Annotated in this window: 21 protein-coding genes and 2 rRNA genes; 5 read left to right on the top strand and 18 right to left on the bottom strand. The window is 41.6% G+C overall.

Features of this window, described 5'->3' with window-relative positions; genetic code table 11:
- From ATS75_RS19650 to ccoG, 3 genes are all read right to left on the bottom strand, one after another.
- Nucleotides 1–624 carry a thiol:disulfide interchange protein DsbA/DsbL gene (locus tag ATS75_RS19650; protein WP_058562114.1) on the bottom strand — a complete coding sequence of 208 codons (624 nt, stop codon included), beginning with the start codon at nucleotides 622–624 and terminating at the stop codon, nucleotides 1–3.
- A 33-nt stretch (nucleotides 625–657) separates the two neighbouring features.
- Nucleotides 658–1632, bottom strand: a complete 975-nt coding sequence (locus tag ATS75_RS19645; protein WP_058562113.1) for a serine/threonine protein kinase — start codon at nucleotides 1630–1632, stop codon at nucleotides 658–660.
- Nucleotides 1633–1695: 63 nt separating this feature from the next.
- The gene (gene ccoG, locus ATS75_RS19640; RefSeq protein WP_058562112.1) at nucleotides 1696–3126 is read right to left on the bottom strand and encodes a cytochrome c oxidase accessory protein CcoG; all 1431 of its coding nucleotides are present in this window, start codon (nucleotides 3124–3126) and stop codon (nucleotides 1696–1698) included.
- 286 nt (nucleotides 3127–3412) lie between these two features.
- Between ccoG and ATS75_RS19635 the strand changes: the two genes are divergently transcribed.
- Entirely contained in the window at nucleotides 3413–3772 is a 360-nt protein-coding gene (locus ATS75_RS19635; RefSeq protein WP_058562111.1) for a hypothetical protein, read from the top strand.
- Nucleotides 3772–3975 (top strand): hypothetical protein, encoded by a 204-nt coding sequence (locus tag ATS75_RS20700; protein WP_058562110.1) that lies wholly within the window; start codon nucleotides 3772–3774, stop codon nucleotides 3973–3975. Before ATS75_RS19635 ends, ATS75_RS20700 begins: the two co-directional genes overlap by 1 nt.
- Before the next feature lies 1 nt (nucleotide 3976).
- On the opposite strand, the gene ATS75_RS19625 is transcribed toward ATS75_RS20700, so the two are convergent.
- The 13 genes from ATS75_RS19625 to gspC all read right to left on the bottom strand — a co-directional run bounded on the left by ATS75_RS19625 (nucleotide 3977) and on the right by gspC (nucleotide 16053).
- The gene (locus ATS75_RS19625) at nucleotides 3977–4597 is read right to left on the bottom strand and encodes a UPF0149 family protein (protein ID WP_058562109.1); all 621 of its coding nucleotides are present in this window, start codon (nucleotides 4595–4597) and stop codon (nucleotides 3977–3979) included.
- A gap of 18 nt (nucleotides 4598–4615) precedes the next feature.
- Complete coding sequence (locus tag ATS75_RS19620; protein WP_058562108.1) at nucleotides 4616–5374, bottom strand: type II secretion system protein N; 759 nt, start codon at nucleotides 5372–5374, stop codon at nucleotides 4616–4618.
- 2 nt (nucleotides 5375–5376) lie between these two features.
- Nucleotides 5377–5850 (bottom strand): type II secretion system protein GspM, encoded by a 474-nt coding sequence (gspM, locus tag ATS75_RS19615; protein ID WP_058562107.1) that lies wholly within the window; start codon nucleotides 5848–5850, stop codon nucleotides 5377–5379.
- Nucleotides 5847–7052, bottom strand: a complete 1206-nt coding sequence (gene gspL, locus ATS75_RS19610; RefSeq protein ID WP_058562106.1) for a type II secretion system protein GspL — start codon at nucleotides 7050–7052, stop codon at nucleotides 5847–5849. The genes gspM and gspL overlap by 4 nt, the downstream gene beginning before the upstream one ends.
- The gene (gene gspK, locus ATS75_RS19605; protein WP_058562105.1) at nucleotides 7049–8035 is read right to left on the bottom strand and encodes a type II secretion system minor pseudopilin GspK; all 987 of its coding nucleotides are present in this window, start codon (nucleotides 8033–8035) and stop codon (nucleotides 7049–7051) included. Before gspK ends, gspL begins: the two co-directional genes overlap by 4 nt.
- Complete coding sequence (gene gspJ, locus ATS75_RS19600) at nucleotides 8035–8721, bottom strand: type II secretion system minor pseudopilin GspJ (RefSeq protein WP_058562104.1); 687 nt, start codon at nucleotides 8719–8721, stop codon at nucleotides 8035–8037. Before gspJ ends, gspK begins: the two co-directional genes overlap by 1 nt.
- Complete coding sequence (gene gspI, locus ATS75_RS19595) at nucleotides 8718–9095, bottom strand: type II secretion system minor pseudopilin GspI (RefSeq protein ID WP_058562103.1); 378 nt, start codon at nucleotides 9093–9095, stop codon at nucleotides 8718–8720. The genes gspJ and gspI overlap by 4 nt, the downstream gene beginning before the upstream one ends.
- Nucleotides 9095–9691 (bottom strand): type II secretion system minor pseudopilin GspH, encoded by a 597-nt coding sequence (gene gspH / locus ATS75_RS19590; RefSeq protein WP_152996254.1) that lies wholly within the window; start codon nucleotides 9689–9691, stop codon nucleotides 9095–9097. The genes gspI and gspH overlap by 1 nt, the downstream gene beginning before the upstream one ends.
- Nucleotides 9692–9743: 52 nt before the next feature.
- Complete coding sequence (gene gspG, locus ATS75_RS19585) at nucleotides 9744–10166, bottom strand: type II secretion system major pseudopilin GspG (protein ID WP_058562102.1); 423 nt, start codon at nucleotides 10164–10166, stop codon at nucleotides 9744–9746.
- Between the two features lie 68 nt (nucleotides 10167–10234).
- Nucleotides 10235–11470, bottom strand: a complete 1236-nt coding sequence (gene gspF, locus ATS75_RS19580) for a type II secretion system inner membrane protein GspF (protein WP_058562101.1) — start codon at nucleotides 11468–11470, stop codon at nucleotides 10235–10237.
- Nucleotides 11470–13029: a type II secretion system ATPase GspE gene (gspE, locus tag ATS75_RS19575; protein WP_058562100.1), complete on the bottom strand. Its 1560-nt coding sequence runs from the start codon at nucleotides 13027–13029 to the stop codon at nucleotides 11470–11472. The genes gspF and gspE overlap by 1 nt, the downstream gene beginning before the upstream one ends.
- A complete protein-coding gene (gspD, locus tag ATS75_RS19570) occupies nucleotides 13022–15085 on the bottom strand; it encodes a type II secretion system secretin GspD (RefSeq protein WP_058562099.1) in 2064 nt (687 codons plus the stop codon). Before gspD ends, gspE begins: the two co-directional genes overlap by 8 nt.
- Before the next feature lie 23 nt (nucleotides 15086–15108).
- Nucleotides 15109–16053: a type II secretion system protein GspC gene (gspC, locus tag ATS75_RS19565; RefSeq protein ID WP_058562098.1), complete on the bottom strand. Its 945-nt coding sequence runs from the start codon at nucleotides 16051–16053 to the stop codon at nucleotides 15109–15111.
- A gap of 205 nt (nucleotides 16054–16258) precedes the next feature.
- Between gspC and hslR the strand changes: the two genes are divergently transcribed.
- The 3 genes from hslR to ATS75_RS19550 all read left to right on the top strand — a co-directional run bounded on the left by hslR (nucleotide 16259) and on the right by ATS75_RS19550 (nucleotide 19338).
- Nucleotides 16259–16681 carry a ribosome-associated heat shock protein Hsp15 gene (hslR, locus tag ATS75_RS19560; protein WP_414858296.1) on the top strand — a complete coding sequence of 141 codons (423 nt, stop codon included), beginning with the start codon at nucleotides 16259–16261 and terminating at the stop codon, nucleotides 16679–16681.
- 12 nt (nucleotides 16682–16693) lie between these two features.
- The gene (hslO, locus tag ATS75_RS19555) at nucleotides 16694–17539 is read left to right on the top strand and encodes an Hsp33 family molecular chaperone HslO (RefSeq protein WP_058562096.1); all 846 of its coding nucleotides are present in this window, start codon (nucleotides 16694–16696) and stop codon (nucleotides 17537–17539) included.
- 260 nt (nucleotides 17540–17799) lie between these two features.
- Nucleotides 17800–19338 carry a phosphoenolpyruvate carboxykinase gene (locus ATS75_RS19550; protein WP_058562095.1) on the top strand — a complete coding sequence of 513 codons (1539 nt, stop codon included), beginning with the start codon at nucleotides 17800–17802 and terminating at the stop codon, nucleotides 19336–19338.
- An 820-nt stretch (nucleotides 19339–20158) separates the two neighbouring features.
- On the opposite strand, the gene rrf is transcribed toward ATS75_RS19550, so the two are convergent.
- Nucleotides 20159–20273 (bottom strand): 5S ribosomal RNA (gene rrf, locus ATS75_RS19545).
- 133 nt (nucleotides 20274–20406) lie between these two features.
- Nucleotides 20407–20738, bottom strand: a 23S ribosomal RNA gene (locus ATS75_RS19540); the annotation flags it as partial.

Genomic DNA, 20738 nt, shown 5'->3' with positions numbered 1-20738 from the left:
TTATTGTTCTAATAAAAAGGCAACTAACTCATCAAGCTGCTGTTGGTTCTTGATGGTATTAATATTGATTTTATATTTATCGTTAACGATAAATGTTGGGACACCCGTTAAAGCACCCAATTTTGAAAACGTGTTTTGCTTATCTTGCATTGCACGCTCAGCCGCTATTACTGGCATACTGGCAATTTCTTGATCAAATTTTGCGTTATCGATGCCATTTAACTCAAGCAACTGCTTCACATCCTTAATGTTATCTAGTGGAGCACGTTGTACATGGATACTATTAAAAATTTGATCCGCAACTTGGCTCCCTTTACCGTTTTGCATGGCAATAATGTAGGCATAGCTCAAGTTGCTTTGCACTTGAGGAGATAAGCCACCTAAAAAGTTAACATGGCTTTTAACAAACTCAGTCCCTGATGGAAGGCTTTTTTCTAAGGCCTTTGCAACAGGTTCAAATTTAAAGCAATGCGGACAATAAAATGAGAAAAACTCCGTCACCTGCGGTGTATTGCTTTTTTCAATATCTAACACGGTATATTGTTCACCCGCCTTGAAGTCTGCAGCCATCGCGGCAAGGGGGAAACATAATAGTAATAAACTCAATTTTAATTTTTTAAGCATTGGACTCTCTATTAACTTTTCTTGAAATAATTTTTATGGCAATAACTTTAGCGGCGGCTCTTGCAGTGCAGAGTACTGCTCTTTCAATGCTAAAATTTGTTGCTCCCAGTATTTGTCATCTGCAAACCATGAAAAGTTCCTTGGAAATGCAGGATCATCCCAGCGTTTAGCTAACCACCCCATATAATGAATCATACGCATCGCACGTAAAGGTTCAATTAATTTGAGTTGAGTGTGGTCAAAATCGCAAAATTCTTCATACGCAGCGACTAAAGTATCTAACTGTAACAGCTGGTTATTTCGATCACCACTTAGCATCATCCATAAATCTTGGATAGCTGGGCCCTGACGACTATCATCTAAATCCACAAACATAAGTGCATCCCCAGCCCAAAGTATATTCCCTGCATGGCAGTCACCATGAAGACGAATTGTCTTAACATCATGATACTGCGCTTTAGTCTCAGTGATCACCATATCAAGAATGGTATAAAACGCAGTCGCGAGACTACTAGGCACGAGATTACTACTTTGTAACTGAATTTTAGCTGTATCTAAATACTCATCACACCCCATAACAGGACGATGGCTAAATTCAGTTGCCTGTGCAACTTGATGCATACGCCCTATTAAACGCCCTAAAACATCTAATTGATCAAGATTATCAACTTCAAATATGCGCCCACCGACACTCGGGAATAAGGTAAAAAGAGACCCGTTATGTTCAAATAAACTTTCACCATTATGAATGATAGGCGCAACAACTGGTACTTCAGCTTCAGCGAGTTCAAATGCGAAACTGTGTTCTTCTAAAATTTGTGCTTTACTCCAACGTTCTGGACGGTAAAACTTCACCACATAGCGGTGTCCATCTTCAGCTTTAAACTGATAAACCCGATTTTCGTAACTGTTTAACGCTAATAACCCCGATTCGGCATAAATACCTATACTTTCAACGGCATCCAAAATTGAGTCAGGGGTTAAACCTTCAAAGCTAAATTTACTCATAATTCTCATCAATATAAAAAAAGCGGGAAAATCCCGCTTTTTAATTTATGTTAGTGTACTTAACTATCGCGCCTTAAAGAAGTTGCTCGGCTGAGAAATTTGCGAGCTGGGATCATTTACTGGCGATAAAACAAAGCTAAACTCCGTTACTGGCTTTTTCAAATCATAAGGATCCATCACTAATGACAGCGGAACGTTATGTGACTCACCCGCTTGCACAGTAAATGTTTGCTTACCGATGTATTCAAAGTTATCCAGCCCTTCAACTTTTATATTAAAATGCTGCTCATATTGTGCTTTGTTAATCACTTTAAGGGTATACGTATTTTCAACTAAACCATTAAAGTCGACACGATACAGTTGGTTTCTATCACGGATAATATCTAAGTCCATTGGCTTACGAAGTACAATGTTCGCCACCAATGCTGACGTTAAAAGCACGAGAATAACGATATAACCAATTATTTTTGGCCGCATCGGATTAGTTTTGTTATCCGGTGTTTCTAAATTACGTTCTGTGGTGTAAGAAATAAGTCCGCGTGGGTAGTTCATCTTATCCATCACCCCATCGCACGCATCAATACATGCACCGCAGTTTATACACTCCGCTTGTAGACCGTTTCGAATATCAATCCCTGTTGGACATACCTGGACACACAAATTACAGTCTATGCAATCGCCTAGGTTAAGCTCTTTCGGATCTTGTTTACGGGAACGAGGGCCCCGATTTTCACCACGCTGTTCATCATAGCTGACGGTAAATGTGTCTTTATCAAACATCGCGGATTGGAAACGTGAATAAGGGCAAATATGTAAACACATAATCTCACGCATCCACCCTGCATTACCGTAAGTACATACTGCAAATACAATAATACTGACTAGTGCATAACCCCCAACATTTAAAGTAACAAAATCAGGGAGCAGCTCTCTTATCGGTGTAAAATAACCAACAAAAGAGAGGGCCGTGTACAAAGAAAATGCGACCCAACTACTGTGTTTGGCTGTTTTTCGCCAAAATTTATCAAAGTCCATGGGGCGTTGATCAAGCTTTTTACGTTGATTAGCGGTGCCTTCAAACTTTTCTTCAAACCAAATAAAGATAAACGTCCAGACCGTTTGCGGGCAGGTGTACCCACACCACACTCGGCCGTAGAAGGTGGTCACTAAGAATAAAGCAAAAGCCGCAAGCATGAGAATAAATGCGAGAATTGTAAAATCTTGAGGCCATAATGTTAGGCCAAAAATATTAAATTTTTGCCCAATCAAATCAAACAATACAGCTTGCTGACCATTAAAATTTATCCACGGTAGTGCCATAAATGCGAGCATGCCGATAAACCCAATACGTTGCCTGAGCAATTGATGCAAACCTGTCACTGCTCGTACGTAAATACGATTTCGGGGATTAAACCTATCCTCAGGGGCATTTAGATCGGGTCTTTCGATCTTTACCTCTGTAGGTATATTTTTTACTTTAATTTGCTTGTCCATCGAAGTCCCTCAACGCCTTTGGAGAATAATAGTCGAACATTCTTGCAAACCATGCATGCTAAGTAACACACCTTAACTGTAAAAGTAGTGCAAAACTCAACGTTAGCCTAGTAACGTTCAGAGATTTCTGAAAAATCTAATTGTTCTTGTGCATTATATCAAGTCTACTTAAAAAAGCTGACTTTCATTGCCATTATTTATTCATCTTAGTCACTTGCTTTATAAAGGTGCATTTTATTACACTGTCGCTCAACTCTTACCCGTTCAGATCAAAGTTAATTAAACTATGAAAAAATTTCTTTTCCTTGTCATCGTCATACTGGCATTATTTACAATCGACCACCCGATGATAAAAGAACCAAGAGAAAAACTACTTGGCCAAGGTGTTGATATTTTGAGTGATGCCAGCAATATTAATCGCGGGCCTGCTGCAAACATGGCTAAAAACAGAATTAAGTCAGCACTCTCACTCTCTGACTCTGAGCTTGAGTATTTAGAAGAAACGATGCAAACAGACGAGCAATTACAGCTTTTTCATACTCGCTACTGCCGCAGCAACGATCTCAATTTATACTTTTATGAAGATCGTCTAAACACAGTTTGCAATATCGCCGCTGAGTCACTTGCTGAACGTCGAGGTAAATAGTGGACTTTTCAGCGTTAACAAAAAAAAGTAGTGCTTCATTTAATCAGCACAAGAATCTGCTAAAAAAACTGGCGAAAGGAAATACAGTAAAGTGTGAAAAATGCCAAGGTATTTTAACACTCGATCTAAAAACCCCTAAGCCAGGCCAAGGGGTTGCAAAGTGCCCTAAGGGCTGTACTGAAATAGTCTTGGAACTAGGTTAACCTAGTTCCAGGTTTCACCGTCTTCAGTATAAAGCCCGCTTTGAACAGCAATAATCTCTATTAATTCAGCAAACCCTAACGCGAAGTCTCCCATCAATTCATACTGACTCTGCGCTAACTGCGACTCAGTAATGTTATTTTGCTGCGCAATGGACGAGATAACCTCATGGTCCAAAGCAAAGAAGCCTAAACTTGCATATGCTGTTTGCAATGCCTCTAATAATGCACTATCTAACGCTGATGCTTGGCTTAGCTTTGCATAATACACTTGTGCGCCTTGCACAAATCCATTACACCACATTTGGCATTGCTCAAGATCTAAGTAACTATCATGCGTATCGTTATGCTTTAAGGAAACCGGTAATTTAAACCCTGTTTCATAGACTTGCTCACTTATTTGATGGTACAACGCCATAAAAGAAAACAATATTTCTTCCTCTAACTGACCTTGCGTATCAGGTACAATAACATCAAGCCATTCGTGAACATCCAACGGCTCAGGTGAGCAAATGACAGCAAACAAATAACCTTGGCTTTGTGGTAGGGTCATTGCCTCGCTGTGTCCTGCTAAAAATGTATTTAACTGTTCAGCGTGTTGTTGGGTAAATGCGGGTATTTGCATAAGATACTCTATCAACCATTAAAGATTAAGGGGATAACGACCATCACGATCAGCACGAAATAAAAGCTTCACTGCATCATGAACTTCTTTTGGCAAAGTAAGATCCGGTTTAATAAACCCAGCCACTTTAAAATCCAAGTTGGCTTTTAATACTGCATCAGCTTCTAGCCCTAAGCGATTGTCAGGGTCAACTAACACAGCAACATCACCTGATTTACAACTCAACTGCCCACTCAATGGGCCGATACTAAACCAGCCCGATAAACCTTGCACATCTATGTTAGGGCTAGCAATTTCCCCAGTCAGAGAATCGCAATATGGAGCACCAGAATTATACTCATCTAAATCTACAATAACGCGACCTTTAGCATTGATAGGTAACGGCAACTGTAAGCGCTTTATTGCACGTTCTACACTTAACCTTAATGTGGCATCGGTAAGTGCAATGGATTGATCAAATAAACCGTAGCTAAAGTCACCTCGGCCTGAAATATCTGATGTATCGCGGATATTGCCGAATTTAAGATTACCAGACAGCTGCCCTGTAAACAGCGTCAACGCTGAGATATCCCAACTGAGGTTATTAATTTGCTCCCCATCAAAACGTAACTGCATTATGCGACCTTGCCACACACTGCCTGATACCTTGCCAATCTCGAGCCCTTTAGGCAAATGGCTGCTTGCAAGATTAACCGCAACGGCTGCGGGTGTTTTTAATAAAGCAAAAACAATAAAACTAAAAATAAATATAACGATAAGAAATGCTGTTTTTTTCATTATTACTTCTCTAATACCAGTCGGCTTACACGCACATAACCTTGCTTGTCATCACGGCTAAGATCTAAATTCTCAATCTGTACGCCTTCGTTATTGACCATTTCATCAAGCCATTCAACGAGCTTGTTAAATTGGACGGAATCGATGGTTAAGCGCAATGAGTTATCACTCGGTTGCATTTTGCTGATGGTGATATCAAAGCGACCACGCGTCGCATTGACAATTTGGCTTAAATTTTTATTGTTACTAATCGAGCGACTGCCCGCGGCTTTTAATTTAACAATACTGCTATCAACCCAGGTTAATAGCTCTTGTTGCTTTATGTGGTCTGCCTGGGCTTGTGCAATGGCATTATTAAGCGGTCTGAAAATGCCCATCACCAAAACAAAAACAACAAAAATACCGCCTGCAACCATAACTAATTGCTGCTCTTGCTCTTTAAAAGAGCCCCAATACTTTTCAAGCTGCTGCTTCATGCTGCACCTCCGAGCTTTAATTCACCAACAACAAAGTCACCATCATTATTTAATGACCCTTGGTCAACCGTTAAGCCTCGTTGCTCTAAAATCGATTTAACTTTACCAAAGGTTTGGAAGTCTTTACCGCGAGCACGAATTCTTAACTCATTACGACGTTGGTCATATCGTAGAGTCTCTGGTGTAAAATCGCTTACTTGGCTAAACACAGTAACAAGCTCACTGGTTAATTCTAAAAAGCCAGCACTGCTTCCACCTTCAACTTTTGCCAGTTCACCTCTAATTTGACTTCTGATGAGGTGAGGTCGCACCGTTTTACGAGGAAAAGCTTTACTGTAACGCTCAACAACCTGCGACTTAGCTACTTCAAGTTCACTGTTCAGGTGATATAGCTCAAATCCTTTAATGACCACAGAGCTAACCAAAGCGATACTTGCAGCAACGGCTACCCCTTTCCAATGCCCCCACCAAAGCGGTGTTTTTTTCTTTAGTTGATATGGGCCTTGGCGTAAATTAAATTTTGTTATTGGTAATTGTTTAGCAAATAACGCTAGGGGCAAATCATAATCAGCCGTTTGAGCAGTTAAAGACAAAGCCTCTGGAAAACCTGTCGCAGGACTGTAATGCGCCACCTCTGGATTGCCAAGCGCCGTTAAATACTCTGCCATCCAAGAAGATTCAACCGCACTGATGTGCCAGTTACCATACTTACACAACCACTGAGAGTTTAACTCGATTGCGCTAATACCGTGTTCAGAGGTAGGAAGCAATAAAGCATCAGGTATCAGTTTTATGATATCAATATTGTGTTCAGCAAAGGTATCGAGCCAGCTTTCAAACCACTCGCGGTCGGTCATAGCCACATTGATGGCATGTTTATCTTCAACCTGAGTTGGCTCTGCTATCGCAATAAATAAGTCGTCAATATCACACGCAATATCTTCTTCAAGCATATATGGCAATGCTTGTTCTAACTTACGATTCCATTTAGTGGGCAGCTCAACTGTTTTTAACTGAACCTGATCGCTTGGCAGTAATACAACCACCTCACGCTGTTTTGCTTTGTCAGTTAATTCACTTAAATGCTCAGCATGTGGCACTTCGCCGCTGGCAATTATTTCTTGTTCTAATGGTGAATATACTAACCAATTAATACGATCTTGCTGGGTTTGACCCGTGCGGATCAAGAGTATTTCTGTCACTGTACGCCTCCAAATTTTCGCGCCAGTATAGTTACTTCGCCATCTTTGGCATGTAGTAAAGTGGTCATCGAAAAACGCAGCTCTACAAATTCAGCCTGCGCTTGTAGTTTAAAATATTCGCTATTGATAGTGAACAGCTTCTCAATGGACTTGACGTTTCTTGCCCCTTGTTGATTTATCTGCTCAAAAAATTCTTCTATATCACTGAAACCTTCGTCAGGTCGCGCAGCGAGCACGCTTTGTGCCCCCGACTCTTCTAAGCCATCGATGAATGCACTTAATAAAAGTGCATGTTCTGGATCGAGTGTATTAACATTAATTGCAAGTAGCTCGCTGCCTGGTATGACACAAACAAACGGTAACAGTTTTTCCATTACTAATGGGTTAAAACCACGGATTAATCGTAATTCCGACGTCGATGCAAAGTAATTATTTGCCGTCAAATAAGGGTAATCTCGCGATGAATACTCATCCTCTTCAGCGCCAGAGCGATAGGTAATGCTGTCTTTATCTAACCAGTCATACACGCTATCAGCCATACTCTCTTCTGATTCATCCGCCGGTAAGTCTTCAATATTTTTTAACAGCTCCAATAAAGCGGTGTGTGCTAGGTTGGTTTTCACTTTTCCATTAGCGGGTGCTTTTGCTCGTAGTGCATTTAAATTTAAGCATGCTTGAAGATCCGTAATAGCCCCTTCAATAGTCCCGTTATCAACAGGAAAAGGCACTCCCGCTTGTTGCGCCCAAACTTGCTGTAACGTTGTTTTGTCAGGGTCGTCTTTTTTACTTTGCAGCAAGGCCTTAATAGCTAGCTCTTCAGCCGCATAGGCATACCACTTAGCCTGCTGATGACCTTGAATATTAGTGCTACGTTGTACTTGCACCATTAAGTTAGCACTCATTTCAACAGCTAAGATAGAAGCTAAAGCGACAATAAATAAAACAATAACAAGTGCTGCACCACGGGATGATTTAATCGCCATCAGCCATTTCCTCGCTGACTTTGGTTGCTTGTTCGATTGCCAGCTCCACTACCACCACTGTTTGCAGGATCAGTCGATACGGTCACTTTGCCATTACCCGGCACCAAAAATATACGCTTGAGTGGTTCTTGATCAATTTGTTGAATCGTGACCGCCACAGCTTTTGGCAATGCTTTGATTTCCCACTGCTCTTGCCATTCATTTTTATCGTCTAAAAACTCAAATTTGAGGTCTTCGATATCACTTAAAATAACTTGTGAGCGAGGCTCGGTGTTATCAAGCTGATCAACGTATACGCGATAAACGCGTTCTAGTTTATCGTCAATAACACGATAACCCACGGCTTGCAGTTCTGAGCGTGGCAGTAAGTTAATAGGGTTAACCCAGCCATCTCGCACAAACCCAATGCCGTCGTACTGGCTATCCAATGTATATCGACCAGCTAAAATGTAGCTTTCTTGTATATCGCCAGATTGATTGCGGACCTCGCGCTTTGTCATTTGGCTAAAATCTTGGTCCATCAACCTAAACGTAGTTTGCAAGCCATTCAACTCGGCAATTTTCTCATCCGATGCGTCTTTAGCTTTCGTTGTAGAATCTAAGATTTGATGAGTTGCTAGTACGACAAAAGCAAGGATACCTAGCGCCACCATGACTTCAAGAAGTGTAAAACCACGCTGCTTCACCGAGTACCACCTTTATTTAAGTAACTGGTTAACTCATACACTGGCTGTTCTAGTTTCTCATCAGTGAATACATTGATGGTCACTTTTAAAAAGCTTTTGTCTGCGGTTGCGATGACGTCTTGGCGCCAATACCAGTCAAGGCCCGCCATGTTTTCTGTGCCCTTTGCGCCATTCTTTCCTTGCCACTCATTCCCTTTTGCTCGCTGCTCAACCATCACATTTTCAGCGACCCACGAAGCATAGGTTTGCTCTTCAAGGCTTGATAAATGGTTTATATGCTCACCAGTGGCTTGCATTGCAGCAATACCTGCAAGTGCACAAATGCTTAGTGCAACCATAACCTCGAGTAAGGTAAACCCTTTAACAACACGCATTAATCTGGCTCACGACGTAAATTAACGGGCGCTAAAAACTCACCTTCAATGAAATACACGGGGTCTGGTTGCTTTTGGAGCTCAAAAATTAATTGGAAGGCACTGATTTCACCCGAAGATAAAATAAGCACTTGTGGGATTTTAAGTTTTTTTAGCTCAAGTAAACTATCTTCATCATCTGAGCTCATTAGCTCACGCCAATTAGATTGCTCTAATAAGTTTTCTTGTGCCCAAGCCAAGTCTTCTAGGTTTAGTGTTAATTTAAATTCTTCAGTAATCGTTAACGGTTCAAAGAGTTGCTCGCGGTCAAATGTCACCCATTTTTCACCGTCGAAAACTAAAAATTCAAACACATCCTCATCGATGTGAAACCCTAATTCTACTTGGTTTAAAATAGCGAATTCAGAAGCCATGTTAATGGTGGTATGCAGCCTCAGCGCTTGCTTTTCGAGAGCGTCTTCAGCTCCTCCATCAAGGCTGTATACCACCATTTTGGTGGCAAAGGCGATCACGACTAATACCACTAAAATTTCAATTAAGCTAAACCCTCGCTTATACGAGGGCTGCTTAGTTTGGCGCAAGCTGCCGCGGTTCATTAACATAACAAACCACATGTCACGTTTTGAAACGCCTTGCTAGTATTCGTCATTACTGTTTTTCTTCATCCCAGTTACCGATGTCGTCATCAGTACCGGCTTCGCCATCAGGCCCCATAGAGAAAATATCAATCTTACCCACTTCTCCTGGGCTGATTAACTGGTATGGATTGCCCCATGGATCTTCAGGTAACTTAGAAATAAAACCACCGTCAGGGAAACGACGAGGAACAGGCTCGATGCTGGTTTTATCAACGAGTCCTTCTAAACCTTGTTCAGTTGTTAAATAAGCCTTATTTTTCAATTTATAAAGACTCATAGCATCTTCTAATTGCTGTATATCTAGATGCGCCTTATCGATAGCTGCTTCTTCTTGCTGACCCATAATATTAGGTGCCACGATTGACATGATCATGCCAATGATAACCAGTACCACCATAACTTCGAGTAATGAGAAACCTGATTGTTTATTCACGTTCGTACCTCTGTTTTCTTATTAATTAATCACTGTAACAACGCGCTTGTTACAAATCCTTGAATCGGTTAAAGCCCTATTGCTTTATTCATTGCCATAATTGGCTGCAAAATAGCCATAACAATAAATAAAACTATGACTGCCATCGACGCTATCATCGCAGGCTCTAAGAGTTTTAGCGAGACATTTACCATGGTTTCAAACTCACGGTCTTGATTGTTGGCAGCACGCTCGAGCATTTGCTCAAGCTCACCCGATTTTTCACCACTTGCAATCATATGTAGCATCATCGGCGGAAACAATTTTGTTTCTTGTAATGATGCACGTAAGCTAGCGCCTTCACTGACACGCGTTGCTGCATCACTCACGGCTTTTTTAATTTTTTCATTAACCAGTACCCCGCCCGAAATGCGCATCCCTTCAAGTAAAGGGACTGAGCTGGATGATAAAATACTTAGCGTACGAGCAAAGCGCGCCGTGTTTATGCTCCGCGCAACTTTACCTATCCCCGGCATTACTAAAATCTTTGAGTCATACCAAAAACGTATTTTAGGCTGTTTAAGTGCATGCTTAATGCCTATCGCCAACGCGGTTATCACAACAAGGGATAGTAACCAGTAATTTTGTACAAAATTACTCGCCGCCATTACCCACTCTGTCGTCCATGGCAATACTTGCTTTGATTTTTCAAACGTTTTAAGGATTTTTGGTACCACCGTGCCTAACAAAACGGACACTATACCAATGGCAAAGATCACTAAGATGACAGGGTAAACCATAGCTTGGGTGATTTGACTGCGCATATGCTGGCGCTGCTCAGTGTAATCAGCTAAACGATTCAATACGGCATCTAAGTGCCCTGACTTCTCGCCAGCGGCTACCATGGCACGGTATAAATTATCAAACACGTGCGGAAACTCCGACATACCATCCGCTAATGTATAACCTTCAACAACCTTTGAGCGCACCGACATTAGCATGCGTTTTAAACGCGGCTTTTCACATTGTTCAGCAACAGCCATAACAGCACCCTCTACAGGCAAGGCTGATTGAATAAGTGTGGCTAATTGGCGAGTGATCAGTGCAAGATCTGAGGTTGATATTTTAGATTTAAACATACCTGAGAAAAGGGATTGTTTTGCCCCTTTAACTTGCTTATCACCCTCTGCTGCAGGTACTACTTCTAAAGGCGTAAGGCCTTGCTCACGCAAAGATTGACGTATCTGTTTTGCTGTATCCGCTTCTAGAATACCTTTTTTTTCTTTTCCGCGACCATCCAGCGCACGATACTCAAACGCAGCCATTAGCCTTCCTCACGAGTAACACGTAATACTTCTTCAAGCGTTGTTTTACCGTCTAACACACGGCTGCAACCATCTTGGCGAATACTGGGGGTATGCTTACGAATGTACTTCTCTACGCTTTGCTCACCTTTACCACTGTGCACAAGCTCGCGTACAGCCTCGTCAACCACTAATAGCTCATGAATACCTGTACGACCACGGTAACCATTAAAGTTACACTCTTCACAGCCTACAGCACGATAAATAGTCGGTGGGTTTTCAGCTGGCACACCGAGTAGTTCACATTCTCGCTCATCCGCAGTATGTGCTTCTTTGCAGCTACTGCATAAAGTACGTACCAAACGTTGTGAAAGTACGCCAAGTAATGATGACGAAAGTAAAAAGGGTTCAACGCCCATATCTTCCATACGAGAAATAGCGCCTGCTGCGGTGTTTGTATGCAGCGTGGACATTACTAAGTGACCTGTAAGTGAAGCTTGCACACCAATTTGCGCCGTTTCTAAATCGCGTATCTCACCGACCATAACCACATCCGGATCTTGACGTAAGATAGCACGTAAGCCACGCGCAAAAGTCATGTCTACTTTGGCGTTTACTTGCGTTTGACCAATACCTGGGATTTCATACTCGATAGGATCTTCAACAGTAAGAATATTACGATCTCGCGAGTTGATTTGGCTCATACCGGCATAAAGCGTGGTACTTTTACCTGAACCTGTCGGCCCGGTCACCAAAATAATACCATGAGGTTTACTGATCAAATCAGAGAACAGCTCACGATTTCGCAGCGTCATTCCTAAGTCTTCAAGGTTTAGGCGGGCATTGTTTTTATCTAACAAACGTAGTACTACACGTTCACCAAAACTTGATGGCATCGTTGATACACGTACATCAACTGCGCGCCCAGCAATACGTAAACTAATACGACCATCTTGCGGAATACGTTTTTCAGCAATATCGAGCTTCGCCATTACTTTGATACGTGAAACTAGTAAGGAAGCCAACTTACGATTTGGCTTAAGTACTTCTTTTAGTACCCCATCAACCCTAAAGCGAATAACAAGCTCTTGCTCAAAGGTTTCAATATGGATATCAGATGCACCCTCTTTGATAGCTTCACTGAGCATCGCGTTAATCAATTTAATGATTGGCGCGTCATCATCACCAGCAAGTAAATCTTCGGTTTGTGGCATCTCTTCAGCAAGCGAGAACAAATCAACTTCATTGCCGATATCTTCCATCATCTGCTGCGTTTCAGAACTATCGCGCTGATAAGAGGCTTCTAATAACAACTCAAATTTATCATCAGGGAGTTGCTCAAGGGTAAACCCGTGGCCTGCAATGCGTCGCACTTCAAGCAGCACATCTATCGCAAGCTCACCACGATAATAAACCACCCAGTTCTCATTATGCTTACTTAACAGCACACCTGCACGTCTGGCATACGAAAATGGCAAACGCTTAGGCGGTAGCTCAACTAAATCGTCACTGGTTAACAACTCATTGTCGTGCAGTGATGATTCAAGCTCTTCATTTACTGGGGTGATGGCTTCAGTCATTATTGCGCTCGTCTGCATTTTGCTGTTTTAAGTATTCTTCGTACGTTGGCGGAAGCACAAGTGCATCATTCCACTCAGGTAAAATTGGCGCTTCTTCAAGCGGCATTAAATCAATACCGTCTTCTTTTTGTTTAAATTGCTCACCACGAATAAAGTTATATTTGCTATGGCTTAATTGGTTCATCTTAATGCCATCACGAATGATAGTCGGACGGATAAACACGATTAAGTTACGCTTACGCTTACTCGTACTTGTTGAACGGAATAAATGACCAAGAATTGGGATATCACCTAATAAAGGCACTTTCGATACACTTTCTTGTACATCTTCGTCAATCAAGCCACCTAACACAACCATACCGCCATCATCAGCCATCACGGTGGTTTTAATTGCGCGCTTGTTAATTGAAATATCAACTGACGTTGTACCACTTACCCCTGAGACTTCTTGCTCAATGGTCAATTGCACCGCCGTTCCGTCATTAATTTGTGGTGTTACTTTGAGTTTTACACCCACTTCTTGGCGCTCAACTGTTTGGAATGGATTTGAGTTATTAGACCCGGTTTGAGAGCCAGTAATAATAGGTACTTCTTGACCCACAATCATAGATGCTTCTTCGTTATCCATCGTAGTAACAGAGGGCGTAGCAAGGATATTTGAATTGGTATCACTGGATACCGCTTGAATAATCGCGCCCCAGTCGTTTTTAATAATCCCCATGGCAAGACCATTGATACCACCAAGTAATGCACCTAACGGGCCTAAATCACCTTCAACAGTTTCTTCGTAAGGGGTCGTAGTTCCGCTCTCACTTCCGGTAATATTCTTTTGAATCGTTTTATCACGAGCTTGCTCTGCGGCAACCGCTAGAGAGCCTACAGGAACCGTGTTACCATTGTTAAACTGCACCATGCCACCTTGCTCAGAGATCCACTGAAGGCCAAAGTTAACGCCATCGGCTTCCATCACTTCAACAATAATCGCCTCAACCAGTACTTGGGCACGACGAATATCTAAACGCTCAATCACTGACTCCAATGAACGCATGGTGTCAGGTTGTGCCGTAATGACCAGTGAGTTTGAATCTGGGTGCGCCTCAATGCTGGTTTCATTCTGACTGCGGCTACGCGTTTTCGTTGAACCCGTTTGACCTTCTTCTGCAAGGGTTTTACTTACACCTTGCAGCACTTTGACTAAGTCTTCAGAATTGGCGTAATTTAAATAAATGACTTTGGTATTACCTTGATTTTGTAGTTCACCGTCAAGGCGTTTAATCAGCTCGATAGCACGGGTTCTTGCTTGCCCTTCGCCACTGACGATAACACTGTTGGTACGGCCATCAGCAACGACTTTAGGAATCAAAAACTCTGGCACACTGCCTTTACCGCTGTCTTTATAAATGTTTTCAACAACAGAGACCACATCATCCGCTGTAGCAAAATTTAATTTAACAATGTCTACACGCTTATCACCGGCTTGGTCAACTGAGCGAATAATTTCAACCAAGCGATTAACCGAAGCGGCATGCCCCGTTAGCATCATCACGTTTGCCGCATTAAAGTTAGCAACGTGACCACCGTCTTTCTGATCACTAAATTGACGAACTAAAGGGCCAAGTTCTTGCACACTTACGTTTTTTACACGTACAACACGGGTAACCATCATGTCACCACTTGCTTGATTATCTTTTGTTATCAGCGGCACATTTGATTTTTTAGCATCTGAGCTTTTTTCAATTTTTATAATGCCGTTATCCATTTCTACCGCTGAGTAGCCATAAACTTCCAACACATTTAAGAAAAATTGATAATAAAGCGCTTCATCCATCAACTCATAGCTGCGAACATTCACTTTGCCACGTACGTTAGGATCAATGATGACGGTTTTATTTAGGTTTTTACCCACAATATTAATGAACTCATTAATATCTGTGCCTTTAAAGTTTGCAGCATACTCAACGGCTGACACCGAGAGAGATAAACTAGCCGCAAAAAAAAGTGTCGCGTACTTAGCTAACCCTTTTCTGATTTTTTTGAGGTGTAGCGCGTTAACCATTATATTAAAACTCCAAAGCTAAATTATTGCAGGCTAAATTGAACATCGATTTGCTCACCATCACGTTCAATCGTAATGTTTGCATCGGTGCTGTTACGCAGCTCATTCATAGCTGACATGGCCTGTTGCATATCTGTTAGTTGATAGCCGTTAATAGAAACAGCTAAATCGTTATTCTTTAAACCCATTTTTTTGAAAAGGGCAGGATCTTTACCTGGGCTTAATCTATATCCAATAACTTCACCGTCTCTCCTTGCTTGAGAAACGCGAATGTAGTCAAAAAGCTTACCTGGGTCTTGTAGTAATTCATTACGCGTTTCAAGGATTGAACTTTTAACATCCTCATTTGCCGTTGCATCAATTTGCTCTACATCAACGTCTTGGGGGCCTTGTTCTAAGCCTCTTTTGCCTTCACGTTCTGCTAGCACGGGCATTGAAACCGTTTTAGTAAAATCTAAACCATCAAGCATTAAAGTCTCAAACCGGCCACTTACTTCTAGAATCACACGGTCTGGCAACACTTGAGCAAGTTTAGCCCGCGTTCCTTTAACTACATCATCCACCAAATACGTGGCTTGTTGCCCTTGTGATTCAATCACTGCCAAACCATTTCGGTCATTATTGCTTACCGCAACAATACCCGTTAAATTGATACTTAAACGCGTTTCGGGTGCATTGTTAATAACTTTCTCTTGGCGGGCTGATTGTTTTTTAGGCTGCACATCTGCTTTACCAAATAGATGAAGCGCTAAAATAGCGGAAGAATTAGCGCTATTAGATTGCGTATTTTCAGGTGCCGAATAGGTGCTCTGAATTGGCGAACTCGTTGGTTCTGGCCATACAAGCCAGAACAACTTAGCCATCAAAAAAGCAATATAAACAACGACTAACATCATTACCACCCAACTTAATTTAGCGTGAGGTAATTTGCCTAAAATTTGTTTTAGCTGCTGTAATTGCTGATCCATAAATGTCGTTTCTTATTTTAATTTACTGCTATATCGCGAACCTATAGTACCTTTTCATTTTTCATTCAACAAGCGCACTAATATTAAACTTTGTAAACAAGCTGAATTAAGGTCTTTTACTACTAAAGAAATACGATGACTATTTCTTTAGTAGTTCGTTTCATGATAAATTTTGCCTTATGGTGCTTCTATTAAAAAGAGTACAATTGTGTCAAAAAGTAACACCCGCGTTTCAGCCTCTAACAATGAAACACTCAGTGTACGTTTAGATAAATGGCTCTGGGCCGCGCGCTTTTATAAAACGCGCGCAATCGCTCGTGACATGGTGCAAGGTGGTAAAGTGCATTATAATGGGCAACGGACTAAACCCAGTAAAATAGTCGAACTCGGGGCTCAAATAAAATTAGCTCAAGGGGTTGATGAAAAAATCATTACTGTGCTTAAAATAGTTGAAAAACGTGCTGGCGCCCCCATTGCACAAACCTTATATGAAGAATCTCAAGCCAGTATAGAAAAACGCGAGGCAAATAGTATTGCCCGCAAAAATAATAGCTTCTTTGCTCCGCATCCAGATCGTAAGCCGGATAAAAAACAAAGGCGCGAACTTTTAAAAATGAAATCAAGTTAGGTAGTGTTACTCATGCAACAAGATTTACTTCACCGTTATACATTTGATCAACTAGACGTCAGAGGCGAACTAGTTCAGATAGAGCAAACTTATCAAGAAATGATCTCAGGTCATGAATACCCTGTTGCTGTGCAAAAACTATTAGGCGAGCTTTTAGTAGCAACCTGCTTATTAACGGCAACATTAAAGTTTGAAGGCGATATCGCTGTTCAATTACAGGGCGACGGGCCTGTAAAATATGCAGTAATAAATGGAGACGATCAACAAAACATGCGTGGTATTGCTCGCTTACAAAGTGAAGTCGCAGGCTCAACTATTAAAGAGCTAATTGGCAATGGTGTGATGGTATTAACCATTACACCTAATAAAGGTGAACGTTACCAAGGTATTGTTCCGCTAGAACACGAAACACTGGCTGAATGTTTAGAAGCTTATTTTGCCCAATCAGAGCAATTACAAACACGCCTTTGGTTTACTACAGATACAACAGCCGGATCAGAGAAAGCATCCGGCCTGTTACTGCAGGTTTTACCTGTTAATAAAGCAAAGTCTATTGAAGACTTCACGCACCTTGAAGCACTTAGCAATACAATTAAAGATGAAGAATTGTTAACACTAGATGCAACAACTGTGCTTACTCGCTTATACCACGAAGACAACCCGCGCGTTTATGAGCCTCAGCCGATTCACTTTAAATGTGGCTGTACACGCGACAAAACAATTACTGCACTTGTCAATGTGGGTCAACAAACATTGCTTGATGATGCATCAGCAAATGGTGAGGTAAAAATTAGCTGCCATTACTGCCTTAAAGATTACATATTTAATGAGCAAGATATAAAAAGTATCTTTAATTAATCAAAGTGTAAATTGTATGAAAGTTAAGCCGCATACATTGCGGCTTTTTTGTGCGCGCCGTTGATACCGGTGTCATAATTCTTGTGATTTTTATGACACCGGTATCATTGAAATTATTCATGTTTTTTCGTAAATATATGTGTTTTTAAGGTGTTCATAGGCTCGAATATCCCTAATCCATCTGTTACTATAAATACAGCTTAAAGGTCATAAGAACCCCAGAGCTATCCCGTTCAATCTCACACAATTTAGGTATAAACATGACTTCAAGCGCTACTCGTTTTGTCGATCTAACTGCAGCTGAACTTGTCGAACACGCGATCCGTCGTGGCGAAGGGACTTTAGCCGCCAATGGAGCTTTTGTTGCTAACACCGGTCGCCGTACTGGTCGTTCTCCAAAAGACCGTTTTATTGTTCAAGAATCAAGTACTGAAAATGATATCCAATGGGGTAATGTAAACCGCCCTTTCGATGCAGATAAATTTGACGCTTTATGGGCACGTGTAGAAGCACATGTGCAAAGCAATGACCACTTCATCTCTCACCTTGAAGTTGGCGCTGATCCTGAGCACTATTTACCTGTAGTTGTTACTACAGAAACTGCATGGCACCATATTTTTGCCAAAAACATGTTTATCGAACCTAAATCATATAATGCATCTGATTTACCTCAATGGCAGGTAATGAATGTTCCTTCATTTGTATGTGACCCTGAGCGTGATGGCACAAACAGTGATGGCACAGTTATTATCAACTTTGCACAACGCAAAGTATTGCTAGCAGGTATGCGTTATGCCGGTGAAATGAAAAAATCGATGTTCTCTGTGCAGAACTTCCTACTTCCAGCAAAAGGTGTATTACCAATGCACTGCTCTGCTAACGTAGGTGAAGCAGGCGATACAGCTTTATTCTTTGGTTTATCTGGCACAGGTAAAACAACATTGTCAGCTGATCCAACTCGTTTCCTAATCGGTGATGATGAGCATGGCTGGGCACCTGGTAGTGTATTTAATATCGAAGGCGGCTGTTACGCAAAATGTATCGACCTTTCACAAAAGAATGAGCCTGTTATTTGGGATGCAATCCGCTTTGGCACTATCCTAGAAAACGTGGTACTTGATGAAAAAGGTATTCCTGATTTTCACGATACAAGCCTAACTCAAAATAGCCGCGCAGCTTATCCTCTTGAGCACGTTGAAAAACGTAAAGTTGAGAACCGCGCAGGTGAACCTAAAGCAGTTGTATTCTTAACGTGTGATGTAAGTGGTGTTTTACCACCAGTATCAATCCTTAGCGAAGAAGCAGCAGCGTTCCACTTCCTAAGCGGTTACACTGCAAAAGTGGGCTCAACTGAGATTGGTTCTACCAGCGATATCGAATCTACATTCTCAACATGTTTCGGCGCTCCTTTCTTCCCACGTCCAGCAGGTGTTTACGCAGAGCTTCTTATGAAGCGTGTACGCGAGTTTGGCGCTAAAGTTTACCTTGTCAACACAGGTTGGACTGGTGGCCCTTACGGTACTGGTAAGCGCTTTGATATCCCAACAACACGCGCTGTTGTTGATGCAATCGTATCGGGTAAACTTGCCGGCGTTGAAACACAACATATTGATGTGTTAAACCTAGACGTACCAGTTGCTGTTCCGGGTGTTGATAGCGAACTACTTAACCCAATTAATACATGGGAAGACAAAGCGAAATACGCTGAGTACGCGACCAAGCTTGCAACAGACTTCACTGAAAACTTCGCAAAATACGATGTTTCAGATGAAATCAAAAATGCAGGCCCTAAAGCGTAATTAGCTTTAGTCTCCACATAAAAACGCCAGCTAAAGCTGGCGTTTTTGATCTGATAAATAACAACCTATACCAGCCATATTTAATTGATTAGCTAATTGTTTCATAGCATTAGTTAACTTAAAAAGTAAACCAACCATTCTTTATTAGCTGAAAATACCCAACCTTCCAGATTTCCCCTGCACAAAAGATGACGATTAGAAACAAGCAACTCACATAATATGTAAGTAAACATGCAGTAAAAACGAAGATAACAGATCACTGAATAAATAGTATTGGTATTAACAAGGAGTCTCAGCTTTAGTTTACCGGATTTTCAAAATTGGAATGCAAAAAACGTAAAGGGACTACCTGATTTAAAGGTAAATATTGAGATATTATTCCAATCTGCAATAATACTTAATCATTTTGCGGGGCTAAACGTATTGCTACCTGCGTCATAAATTTCTCATTTAGAGCAAATAAATAGCAAATTTTTTGCCTAGCTATCAACATGTTTTTCCATCCTAAAAATAGATCACTTAATTAAGCGAATTGGTATCACTACTGAGTGCAACATGAGGTCGCGGCCTGATGTATTCACATTATCCAAGATAGAAAAAATCCCGCTACATCGCTGTAACGGGTTTCTCTTATTTGGAGCCATGGTGCGCTACGCAGTAGGATGAAATACTTCGCATAATAAATGCTACACCAACGTTGGCCTTTACGCCGTTTCACTTCAATAATGAGTACAACATGAGGGCGTGGCCTGATGTATTCTCTTTATCCCAGACAACAAAAAACCCGCTACATTGCTGTAACGGGTTTCTCTTATTTGGAGCCTGGCGATGACCTACTTTCACATAACAAATGCTACACTATCATCGGCGCTGTTTCGTTTCACTACTGAGTTCGGCATGGGGTCAGGTGGGTCCAAAACGCTATTGTCACCAAGCAAATTTGGTGTCAGTCCGTATCGCTACGCACTAACTAAAATTTGGAATATCTGATAATAAAGTTTTCTGTAATCTACTTTAGTCTATTAACTTCTGCGCTTAAACAGTCACATAAAACGCGTTTGGCGTTGTATGGTTAAGCCTCACGGGTAATTAGTACAAGTTAGCTTAACATGTCGCCATGCTTCCACATCTTGCCTATCAACGTTGTAGTCTTCAACGGCCCTTCAGAGACTTTAAAAGTCTAGTGAGAACTCATCTCGAGGCCTGCTTCGCGCTTAGATGCTTTCAGCGCTTATCAGTTCCGAACGTAGCTACCGGGCAATGCCATTGGCATGACAACCCGAACACCAGCGGTTCGTTCACTCCGGTCCTCTCGTACTAGGAGCAACCCCTCTCAATTCTCAAACGCCCACGGCAGATAGGGACCGAACTGTCTCACGACGTTCTAAACCCAGCTCGCG

This window comes from Pseudoalteromonas sp. H105, assembly GCF_001469215.1.
GTDB lineage: Bacteria > Pseudomonadota > Gammaproteobacteria > Enterobacterales > Alteromonadaceae > Pseudoalteromonas.
The sequence above is the reverse complement of the archived record's forward strand: the minus strand, read 5'-3'. Positions and strand labels throughout refer to the sequence as shown.

What these genes read in the sequence shown, in the direction of transcription:
- ATS75_RS19650 (WP_058562114.1), bottom strand. Translation starts at nt 624, where the DNA reads ATGCTTAAAAAATTAAAATTGAGTTTATTACTATTATGTTTCCCCCTT.
- ATS75_RS19645 (WP_058562113.1), bottom strand. Translation starts at nt 1,632, where the DNA reads ATGAGTAAATTTAGCTTTGAAGGTTTAACCCCTGACTCAATTTTGGAT.
- ccoG (WP_058562112.1), bottom strand. Translation starts at nt 3,126, where the DNA reads ATGGACAAGCAAATTAAAGTAAAAAATATACCTACAGAGGTAAAGATC.
- ATS75_RS19635 (WP_058562111.1), top strand. Translation starts at nt 3,413, where the DNA reads ATGAAAAAATTTCTTTTCCTTGTCATCGTCATACTGGCATTATTTACA.
- ATS75_RS19625 (WP_058562109.1), bottom strand. Translation starts at nt 4,597, where the DNA reads ATGCAAATACCCGCATTTACCCAACAACACGCTGAACAGTTAAATACA.
- ATS75_RS19620 (WP_058562108.1), bottom strand. Translation starts at nt 5,374, where the DNA reads ATGAAAAAAACAGCATTTCTTATCGTTATATTTATTTTTAGTTTTATT.
- gspM (WP_058562107.1), bottom strand. Translation starts at nt 5,850, where the DNA reads ATGAAGCAGCAGCTTGAAAAGTATTGGGGCTCTTTTAAAGAGCAAGAG.
- gspK (WP_058562105.1), bottom strand. Translation starts at nt 8,035, where the DNA reads ATGGCGATTAAATCATCCCGTGGTGCAGCACTTGTTATTGTTTTATTT.
- gspI (WP_058562103.1), bottom strand. Translation starts at nt 9,095, where the DNA reads ATGCGTGTTGTTAAAGGGTTTACCTTACTCGAGGTTATGGTTGCACTA.
- gspH (WP_152996254.1), bottom strand. Translation starts at nt 9,691, where the DNA reads ATGAACCGCGGCAGCTTGCGCCAAACTAAGCAGCCCTCGTATAAGCGA.
- gspF (WP_058562101.1), bottom strand. Translation starts at nt 11,470, where the DNA reads ATGGCTGCGTTTGAGTATCGTGCGCTGGATGGTCGCGGAAAAGAAAAA.
- gspE (WP_058562100.1), bottom strand. Translation starts at nt 13,029, where the DNA reads ATGACTGAAGCCATCACCCCAGTAAATGAAGAGCTTGAATCATCACTG.
- gspD (WP_058562099.1), bottom strand. Translation starts at nt 15,085, where the DNA reads ATGGTTAACGCGCTACACCTCAAAAAAATCAGAAAAGGGTTAGCTAAG.
- gspC (WP_058562098.1), bottom strand. Translation starts at nt 16,053, where the DNA reads ATGGATCAGCAATTACAGCAGCTAAAACAAATTTTAGGCAAATTACCT.
- hslO (WP_058562096.1), top strand. Translation starts at nt 16,694, where the DNA reads ATGCAACAAGATTTACTTCACCGTTATACATTTGATCAACTAGACGTC.
- ATS75_RS19550 (WP_058562095.1), top strand. Translation starts at nt 17,800, where the DNA reads ATGACTTCAAGCGCTACTCGTTTTGTCGATCTAACTGCAGCTGAACTT.